We start from the raw sequence: 9,616 nt of genomic DNA on the forward strand, positions 1-9,616 counted from the left end.
TTGGCTGAGCGCTATCGGAATCGACGGCGGCACTTTACGCGCCGAGTGCATCTACTCGCAGGCATCATCAACTTTGAGCTAGCTCTGGTTAGCTGATTCGTGCAAGAGGTCTATTCATTACGGAGGATTACTTGATTGATTGTGTTGCAAAATTCATAAGCGATCGCGGAAGCTAGCCGTTAGGGTTTGCATGGGTGTGTAGCATTCAGTTTCTAATCTCACTCTTAGGAGGGGCAGCGATGTCTTCTATCGAGGACAACAAAATAATTGCTCGACGGTGGTTTGAACTCATCAACGAACACAAGATTGAGGAGATATGCGAGATGACTGCCCCGACTTGGAGGATGCATGGTGGTCCGCCAGAGCTTATCCCTGGACCGGACGGGGTTCGCGAACTCTTTCGGACAATGGGTTCTATCGAGCAGAAATGGACGATTGAAGACGTAATTGCTGAGGGTGACAAAGTTGCCGTGCGTGCGATCAACACCTGTGTCCAAGACAGTTTCCTTGGTATACCCGGTCGCGGTCAGCCTCAGACATTCACGGCTACGTTCATTCATTGGATTGCTGACGGCAAGATACTTGAAACTTGGCGAAACGCTGACGATCTCGGACGGATTCTTCAGCTTGGGGCACGGATTGAGCCGGGAACGTCTGAGCAGTAGCCTGAGCAGTAGCCGTGGAGGTAGACTCGATAGTTCAAAAGGTGCCTAGCGTATTTTTCAGTACTGCGATCGCGGGCGGTAGCCTGAAGGATGGCGGTTCAAAAGTTATTTGCCTGATTCAATATCTCAGTGAATTGTAGATAGGGCGGTGATTTAATCGTGTCGATTTTTGGCAAACTTGGGCGATTTGTAAGCTTTTGGTTGGTCGCTACTCATACCCATCCAGGTTAATTATCTTCTCCTGACTTAGGGTTTCGTGGCTCATCACCGCCTGCCTAACTAGGCTAGCTCGCCTATTTGCTTGTTCGGATTTTTGCAAAAAGCGTTCCGCCATCTCACTATCGTTCGTTTCGCCCAGATGTTTAGCCATGTGGCTCATTAACATTTCGCTCTCCTCGATCCCGCGAAGTGTTTTCCAAAGTGAGGCTTCAATAGACTCCGTTACTTCTACAAGCAGAGAATTTAGGGAATAGGCATGTCCTGTATGGCAACGGAACCGGATAATGTTGCCTTCTTTCAGTTGCAGAAGCATCCCGTGGCACTCTGGACAGGTATAGGGAGAGAGCTTCCCAAGCTTCATGATGCCGCTCTCAAAAGCATTGTCTTCCCGCGCTACTTTGACTTCAATGTCCATCTGCTCAGACACCAGATGTCCTCCTTTCTTCTCGACGGCTTCGTTTGTCATCTCAATCAATAAAGCGCCCATTTCTGCGACGGGGACGCACCAATCAACCTCTACCGCTTTCATCGCTTGGATAGGCATGGAGGCGTGAAGTGCATCAAAAGGGTCTTGGACAATCGCTTTCCCGCCTTGCTCCTTCACTGCGTACAGCCCAGATGCCCCATCATCAAGCATTCCAGTAAGAACCACCCCGATCGCTTGATTTCCATAGCTCCGGGCGGCAGAGCGGAATAAGACGTCAATCGAGGGACGAAAGCGATTTTCTTTCGGGCCCTTCGTGACTCGGACATACCCCGATTCGACAAGCAGATGGTGATCGGGGGGAGCAACATAAACCCGTCCCGGTTTGATTGCCTCTTTGTCAATTGCATGGGCGACTGGCAGCGAGCAAACCCGATCCAGAATTTGGGGCAAAACACTTGGATACGCTGGGGCAATATGCCAAACAATAAAAATAGCACCGGGAAAATTGGAGGGGAGTTGAGCAAGAAGCTTTTTCAGGGCTTCCATCCCTCCCGCCGATGCTCCAATGACGACGATCTCAGGCTTTATCACTTATCTTCCTTGACTAAAGGCGATTACCTTGCGGAATTCATGATTTTTAGCGAGAGTAGAACGCATCTACTCACTCAAGTCCAGTCATTTATGAATGGTAAAAATAGTAAGTGGTATCCTCTTGTGACTGCTAACAGCAAAAACTTATAGGCTGCTTGCGCTTGTTCGTTTCTTCCAGCTTATCGAAACTCGCCTTTGTCTAGCAGGGGAAAAATGGTCGCTAAGAGCAACTGTCTGATTGTTGGTCAATCTAGGCAAAATTCTCTTCTCAGGAGGAGAAGACAAAACTAAGCCTGTAATGCTCTTTCTATAAGCATTACAGGCTTAACCAATCGTATCCACTGCTCATTTAACGCCTTAAATCAGCGATCGCTCAACCACCATCTGATGAAATCTCCTCAATTCCGGTCAAAGTTTAGTGACGGGTTTAAGATTTGCCAGACCCCTATGAAATAGGGCATCCTGTACAATTATTTCTGGCAAAACATCCTTGAACATTTCCACCGTCTGCTGAATCCGCTCGAAATCTTCGGGATTGTCCAAGCGATCGCGTGGCGTCTCCGAAAGAGAATCGCGCACTTCTCGCTCACCAATCGCAACAACCAACTTATTTATCCCTTACCGATCATTCATGTAGGGGCATACTGCCATGCCCCTAAGCAAGGAATTGAGGGTGCTTCGCGCTTTCCTGGTATCGTTTACTGTGCGTCGTCTGCGGTGTTCTTGTCGCCCTGTCCCAGCAAGGCGCGAGTAGCGGCAATCACTTCAGGCGCTGCCAGCACTAGAGACGTTAACGAGCAAACCGTCGCCACCTGGCAGTACTCGCAAAAGGCTTTGTTCTCGCTCCACTCTTCACGAGCTAGCTCAAGATTAGTCACCACGTCAATCAGGATCTTGATACCCATTGCAATGGGTAAGAGCGGGTTGCGTCTAGCGCGATCGAGACCACCCGCAGCCGCCAGCCAAGCGGTGATGGCGTAAGTAAGCACCATTATCGGGCCATCGGGTGAGTTAAATCGGCTGTAAGCATAGTTAGATGCGTCAACGCGGTCTGCATCGAAAAGCGTTTGTCCGGGAGGATCGGGTAGATGGCTAATAATCCCGGTCTGATATAGGGTAACGAGCTGTCCCATCGAACCCCCTAGCATAGACAAGCCGATAATCGCTCGGCGACGGCTCATGTGAGGGTTTTGTCCTTTCCGCAGTTCCTGACTTAGTTGTTGTGGCTCCATGAAGCGCAATCCTCAATAACGTATGCGTTGACGGTCGCATCGGCTTGCACGAAGCTTTCAACCGACGAATAGAATACGCAGTCTGCATCCAATTCGGCAGCAATCGCGCCCAATGCTGCCGATGCTGATACTCGAATAAATTGCTTACCATTTTCACGAATCGGTTTGATGCCTACCTCTGACGCTGGAGGTAGTTATAAAATGTTACAATTTATCTTTTTTTGTATTCAAAATTACAAATTGGCTTAATATTTAGATTCTTTTTTCTTCTCACGATTTTCCGTTGGTTTAAGTGAAACTCCCCTTAGGTAAGAGGTTAGCTAGTAAGCAAATAACTATTATTTAAAAGATTGGAAAATTTAAAAGCTTTTATAAGCATCTTTCCCCAAATGGAGGGTCGATTTTATGGTATCGTCTCAATCTCAAGCTAAACGCATTTTATTGGTAGATGATCTAGAGGATAATGTATCCCTCCTAGAGGAGATTTTGGCGGAAGAAGGGTATGAGATTGATAGCGCTAGAAATGGTAAGTCAGCGTTAGCCAAGATAGAAGCATCGCCACCGGATTTAGTGTTGATGGATGCCATGATGCCAGGAATGGATGGTTATGAAGTAACTCGGCGGATTCGGGAAAATCCGCAACTCCCTTTTATTCCGATTCTGATGATTACGGCAAGTGAGAGTGCTAATATCCCTCAAGGATTAGAGTTAGGAGCGAATGACTTCATTCGGAAGCCGATTGATTTTGAGGAGTTAATGGCAAGAATTAAAGCATCTTTGCGATTGAAAAGTATCGTTAATCCTGCTCAATAATTTCAAGAATTATACAGTTAAAAGAAAAACCAGATAAAACCAAAATTCAAGAAATTGATTCCAGGGTTTTCACTTCTAGGGGCAAGATGACGGTGAAGGTGGAGCCAACGCCAACCTGGGATACCAGCTCGATTTTGCCTTGCATTAGGTTTACCAGTTGGGCGACAATTGCTAAACCTAAGCCAGTGCTATCGGGCATGCGATCGCGAGTTCCAGCTTGAAAGAAGGGGTCAAAAACCCGCGACTGGTCTTCTGGAGCAATGCCAATACCAGTGTCGCTCACTGCAATAGACCAGCGGTTATCAGATAACATCTGACACGTTAATTGGACACTTCCTGTCTCTGTGTAGCGAATTGCGTTGCTTAAAAGATTCGTGACAATTTGCTGCAATCGCAAGGCGTCTGTCAGCACTTTTTCAGGAGCGCGTGCAGCAGAACTATCGGCACTAGCCGAATCACAATCAACCACCATTTGTAGCTCTTTGGCTGCTGCCAAAGGCTCCAACATTTCAACTACATTGTTGATTAAAGAGCGTACATCTATTAGTTCTGGGTGCAGTTCTATCTTCCCTGCTGAATACCGGGAAATTTCCAGGGTATCGTTGATCAGGCGCAGTAAGTGCCTGCTATTGCGTAGCACGCGCTCAATGTGTTCCAGATTCGGGAAATTGTCTTGAACTTCAACATTCTTTCGTGAAGAGCGTAACATCAGCTCCGAGTAGCCAATAATTGAATTCAGAGGATTTTTCAGTTCGTGGGCTAGTTGAGAGAGATTATCCTGATTTGCTTTTACCAAGCGAGTGAGTTCTTGATTGGTTAACTCTACCTGACTTTGCACCTGCTGTAGTTCTTGCAATCGCTCCTCTACATAACTTTTGAAGCATTGGGCGATCGCTTCGTCGATGGTCGCGTCAATTGCATTGTAGGTTCGCATCACTTCCGGAACCGTACCCTCTAGTAAATCTGCCTCTAAAGTGGAAAAGATCGTCTGGCGCAGTAGACGATACTCTCGCGCAATTTCAGTGGTAGCGAAACCTTGTTCAGCCCGCAGAACACCATGATGCAAACTGTTCTGGACGATGGACTGAATATCGTTTTCTTGGGAGCGGGAAAGTACAGTTGCCATCGCTTTTAGCACATCAGGAATATGATTCCGGATCGCCGATCTGGGTAAATCGTCAGTGCTGGAAATCTGCCTATCCAAGCGGACTGCTTCAACCCAGTTTTTGGCGATCGCGTCTATTTTTCCAACAAGCAATTGGCTAAAATCCATGATGGCAAGAGGCGTGAGGAGGAATCGGTCAAAACCTTCTTGGCATCATTCTACATTGAGCGATCGCGCAGTTTACTTGTCGGGTAACTGGACTTTAGGAAATCTTTCCAAAGTTCAGCTTCGGCCTTTGTATTCAAAAGTACAACCTTGCTTAACATTATGTCCTTTCTGTAGGTAGAGGATTAAATAAATTAGCAGGTTTATTTTGGTTTGTGGCTTGTTTACTAGATTGAAAGCTTTGATGATAAGAAGCGACTATAAAACTTTTTTCCAAAACTGTTTTATAGTAAAAAAAGCTCCCAAGAAATACATTGGCGAGCTTTATTAATCCTTAGAGGATGTTTGCAAAGTAAATTGTTTTACAAACAAACTCTAAAAAAACTGAAACCACTCGTATCTCAAAAACAACTCTAATAGTCACTCAGATTTTTGGCTTTGTGTACTCCGGATCGTATTAAAATATCCCTCCCACAATTGCTTCTGAGTTTCGATTGACAGACGAGCCAGCAAAGCCTGAAATTGCAGAGAACTTGCCAGCACTTCTTCCTGAAATTTCAAAATTTTCTCGAAATTCTCGCGGTAACTGGGTGTATTGAAACCTTGCATAGTCGGCATGGTAGAAGTCCAGCTCTTGAGAATACCACTCTGCAACTCGCTTAACTGTCTGGTAAACTGCTCAAAATTATTTGCCCAATCCATTAGTGTTACTCCTGTTACTTTCTTATGGAATACCGATGAGTTGTCCACTATCTTAATCAAATAATAATTGGTGCTTAGCTCTAATGGATGATTTATAAATAAACTAAATTTTTTAAGTTAATTGTAAATATAATTTACAAAAAAGCGTCTTTTGAATTTCGGCGTTACGGTCTTGGGAAAAATCCCTCTGTCGCAGAATAGGGGTTAATTTATTTGCGGGAAGCTATCACAAGGGCTGGCTTTAGTTCGACTTTATTGTAAATGGTGAAACCTTCCTGCAACTAATGAAAGTAACCTCAAGAAATATCCCGCCTTAAGTTAGTAAAGTTACAAGACCTGACATTGTAAAAAATAATGAGGATGTATGCAAGAAGCCTATATTGTCTCGGCAGTACGGACACCGCTCGGTCGGTTCGGAGGTGCGTTAGCGGGTTTTTCCCCAGTAGAATTAGGTGCCCACGTCATGCAAGCAGCGTTGGATCGGGCGGAAGTTTCGGGGGAAGCTTTAGACCTATATATCTTTGGTAATGTACTCAGGGCGGGACACGGGCAGTCTTTGCCCCGTCAGGCAGCTTTCAAAACCGGGATTCCCCAGACGGTGAATGGGTATGCAGTGGATATGGTGTGTTCGTCGGGAATGATGAGCGTGATGAACGCCGCCACTGCTATCCGTTCTGGCGAAGCGGAAATCGTACTGGCTGGCGGCATGGAATCGATGTCTCAGACAGGGTTTTTCCTGTCGCATCGAGCCAGATGGGGGTATAAGATGCTACTGGGTGCGCCAGAGCAACTCAGTGATATTTTACTTGAGGACGGTCTTACCGATTCCACGACCACCGAAACGATGGGAGAGCAAGCTGAGCGGCTGGCAGCAGCTTACCAAGTGACGCGGCAGGATTTGGACGAAGTAGCGCTATATTCACAAGCTAGGGCAGCGATCGCAACCGAGAACGGCTGGTTCAACAAGGAGATTGCACCAATAAGAATAGAGGGAAAAAAAGGTTTGCAACTCGTGGACAAAGATGAGGGGATTCGCCCCGAAACCACCTTGCAGAGCCTTGCCAAGCTAAAGCCTGCTTTTCGGGAAGATGGGGTGTTCACGGCTGGAAACAGCAGTCAGATATCCGATGGAGCCGCAGCTTTAGTTTTGGCAAGCAAAATGGCGGTAGAACGCTATAACCTCAAACCCTTAGCCCGTATCCTTGGGGGAGCGTCGATAGGTGGAGAAACTTGGCGCTTCCCAGAGGTTCCGATTCTGGCAGTCAACAAGCTTTTAGACAAGCTCAAGATGAGAATCTACGATTTTGACTTGTTCGAGAACAACGAGGCTTTTGCTCTGAGTAGCGTGCTGTTCAACCGGAAGCTGGGCATTCCTTACGAGAAGCTGAATGTCTATGGAGGAGCGATCGCGCTGGGGCATCCCATCGGTGCGTCGGGGGCGCGAATTATCGTCACGCTGCTCAACGCCTTACAGGAGCGAAATGGACAGATGGGACTGGCATCGGTGTGTCATGGAACTGGTGGCGGAACTGCGATCGCAATTGAGCGGCTTTGATAATTGACACTTCCAAGGTTTTTACAACGTATAGCCGTAGAATTCTTGGTTCAGTAACTCAACTCAGCTTTTCGTGGACTAAACCAAAACATCTAACCTGGGCTAGGTGGAAGAGAACTGGATCAACGACAAAATCAAGATATTCAAGGTTTTTTTCGCTTGAAATAACCCATTTCCAGAACTAAGGTAATGGTGTTCGTTCGGGTTCTCAAAGCAAGGGGTGAACAACGCCTCTAAAAGCTCTGTGAGTAATATTTGGGCAACTCGTATTGAGCTACATTACCTCTGCGGTGAAGCGGGTATCAATCAGATTATTTTCCTACAGGATAACAAAGCATGGTTACAACAATAGACGATACAAAGCGGATGGCGATCGCTGAAAGATTGGCAGACTTGAAAGCCTTTCTAAATTTAATCATCTCTAACGAGCAAAAACTCATAGATTCTTGCCCTTATGAAGATGTCCGTGAGCGTCTGCAAAATATGCTTTCTGATGACCAGAAACACCTGGGCATCATAGACACTGTAATCGTTCAATACGGCATTCAATCTGAACCGAGTGCTGCAACCAAGATATTTATTCCGCAGTTTGAGCAGATGATGTCAGGTGATGAGTTTACCTATTATCAAAAACTCATTCACCACGAACTGATAAAGCATGGTCAAGCCATGAGTGGAATCATGATCCACAAAGCCGCTCAAGTTGTAGGGGCTGATATTGAACTGGCAATTGGGCCTCTCAATACTGTCAACTTCGAGGGTCGCGCTCACCAAGAACAGCTCAAGGGGATGCTCGAACAGGTGGGAGTCCGCGAAATGACGGGTCAAGACGCGCATCAGGGACTCTGGGCAAGGGTGCAAGATGCAGTTGCTGCCCTATCGGGTGTAGCTGGCAGTGTGGTTACCCAAAACACTGACAAGCAAGATATGAATATCCAGACCCTTATCCGGCTGGATCACGAGAAAGTGAATACACTTTTCACTGAAGTTGGGGCGACGAAAGATCCTCAAAAGCTCCAAGAGTATTTCGGGCAAATCTACAAAGATTTATTAGCACACGCTCAAGCAGAAGAAGAAGTAGTGTACCCGAAAGTACGCTCTTTCTACGGCGATGACAACACTCAAGAGCTTTACGATGAGCAAGCGCAAATGAAGCAGATGCTCGATGAAATTAAGGCGATTGACCCTGCTAATGCCGACCATTTCAGATCAAAAATTAAAGACCTAATGGAAGTGGTTGGCGACCACATTCGCCAAGAAGAATTTACGATGTTCACGGCAATTGACAAAAATTGCAGCGCTGAGCAGAAAGAGCAAATGGCTACTGAATTCAAAGCTGCCAAGAGCAAGATTCAGCAAGAAATGTCAGCCTAATTGCAATAATTCACGACTTCTAATAGCAGTCCTAAATGATTCGTGAAGCCAAGATACCCGACTTCTTTGAGAAGTCGGGTATCTGAACCGCTAGCTCACAACATTCATAAGCATTTGTTGGGTTTCACTGTGGCTCAACTACAACTGCAAAGATTGGCGCTAAGTGGCGAAGACACTGGAATCAGCAATAGAAATTAGGGAGTGGCTCATGGTGTCTTTGGGACTGGAAGATAAAGTCGTCTTGGTAACGGGTGGTAATCGAGGGATAGGAGCCGCTATCGTCAGTCTCTTGGAGGAGCTAGGAGCTAAGGTAGCTTACACCCACCGCAGTATTAGCTCTATTAAGGGTCAGCATGGAGCGATCGCAATTCAAGCTGATGTAACCGACAAAGCAGCGATGACGGCAGTAGCAGAACAGGTTGAACAGAAACTAGGGTCAATTTACGGGATTGTGGCGAATGCTGGGATTACTCAAGACAACTTTTTTCCTAAACTGACGACTGAAAACTGGGATGCCGTAATTGACACTAACTTGAAAGGCGTCTACAACACGCTGATGCCCGTTATCCCCAAAATGTACGAGCGGAAAGAAGGCTCTGTGGTTTGCATCAGCTCGATTTCGGGTGAACGGGGAAACATCGGTCAAACTAACTATGCCGCAACCAAGGCGGCTGTGATTGGTTTAACCAAGTCCCTCGCTTTAGAGGCGGCTCGTTATGGGGTACGAGTCAACGCTGTATCACCGGGATTTATTGAGACTGATATGGT

10 protein-coding genes are annotated in these 9,616 nt (G+C 46.5%); 5 read left to right on the forward strand and 5 right to left on the reverse strand.

Annotated elements, in window-relative coordinates:
- Positions 1–239 precede the first annotated feature (239 nt).
- Positions 240–665, forward strand: a complete 426-nt coding sequence (locus H6F50_RS23815) for a nuclear transport factor 2 family protein (protein WP_190430596.1) — start codon at positions 240–242, stop codon at positions 663–665.
- Between the two features lie 208 nt (positions 666–873).
- Here the strand turns inward: H6F50_RS23815 and H6F50_RS23820 are convergent, their stop codons facing one another.
- From H6F50_RS23820 to H6F50_RS23830, 3 genes are all read right to left on the reverse strand, one after another.
- Entirely contained in the window at positions 874–1,902 is a 1,029-nt protein-coding gene (locus H6F50_RS23820; protein ID WP_339380190.1) for a chemotaxis protein CheB, read from the reverse strand.
- Between the two features lie 408 nt (positions 1,903–2,310).
- Entirely contained in the window at positions 2,311–2,508 is a 198-nt protein-coding gene (locus tag H6F50_RS23825; RefSeq protein ID WP_190430597.1) for a hypothetical protein, read from the reverse strand.
- Between the two features lie 92 nt (positions 2,509–2,600).
- Positions 2,601–3,134, reverse strand: a complete 534-nt coding sequence (locus H6F50_RS23830) for a vitamin K epoxide reductase family protein (RefSeq protein WP_190430598.1) — start codon at positions 3,132–3,134, stop codon at positions 2,601–2,603.
- 405 nt (positions 3,135–3,539) lie between these two features.
- On the opposite strand from H6F50_RS23830, the gene H6F50_RS23835 reads away from it, so the two are divergent.
- Complete coding sequence (locus H6F50_RS23835) at positions 3,540–3,947, forward strand: response regulator (RefSeq protein WP_190412129.1); 408 nt, start codon at positions 3,540–3,542, stop codon at positions 3,945–3,947.
- A gap of 46 nt (positions 3,948–3,993) precedes the next feature.
- On the opposite strand, the gene H6F50_RS23840 is transcribed toward H6F50_RS23835, so the two are convergent.
- Both H6F50_RS23840 and H6F50_RS23845 read right to left on the reverse strand, forming a co-directional pair.
- Positions 3,994–5,220: a sensor histidine kinase gene (locus tag H6F50_RS23840; protein ID WP_190430599.1), complete on the reverse strand. Its 1,227-nt coding sequence runs from the start codon at positions 5,218–5,220 to the stop codon at positions 3,994–3,996.
- Positions 5,221–5,637: 417 nt separating this feature from the next.
- Positions 5,638–5,919 carry a hypothetical protein gene (locus tag H6F50_RS23845; RefSeq protein WP_190430600.1) on the reverse strand — a complete coding sequence of 94 codons (282 nt, stop codon included), beginning with the start codon at positions 5,917–5,919 and terminating at the stop codon, positions 5,638–5,640.
- Between the two features lie 364 nt (positions 5,920–6,283).
- On the opposite strand from H6F50_RS23845, the gene phaA reads away from it, so the two are divergent.
- From phaA to H6F50_RS23860, 3 genes are all read left to right on the forward strand, one after another.
- Positions 6,284–7,474 carry an acetyl-CoA acetyltransferase PhaA gene (phaA, locus tag H6F50_RS23850; protein ID WP_190430601.1) on the forward strand — a complete coding sequence of 397 codons (1,191 nt, stop codon included), beginning with the start codon at positions 6,284–6,286 and terminating at the stop codon, positions 7,472–7,474.
- Between the two features lie 336 nt (positions 7,475–7,810).
- The gene (locus tag H6F50_RS23855) at positions 7,811–8,848 is read left to right on the forward strand and encodes a hemerythrin domain-containing protein (protein ID WP_190430602.1); all 1,038 of its coding nucleotides are present in this window, start codon (positions 7,811–7,813) and stop codon (positions 8,846–8,848) included.
- A gap of 208 nt (positions 8,849–9,056) precedes the next feature.
- Positions 9,057–9,616, forward strand: a 560-nt coding sequence (locus H6F50_RS23860) for an SDR family NAD(P)-dependent oxidoreductase (RefSeq protein WP_190430603.1), incomplete at its 3' end; no start/stop codon positions are given.

The sequence above is a fragment of the Coleofasciculus sp. FACHB-712 genome (assembly GCF_014695635.1).
Lineage (GTDB): Bacteria > Cyanobacteriota > Cyanobacteriia > Cyanobacteriales > FACHB-T130 > FACHB-T130.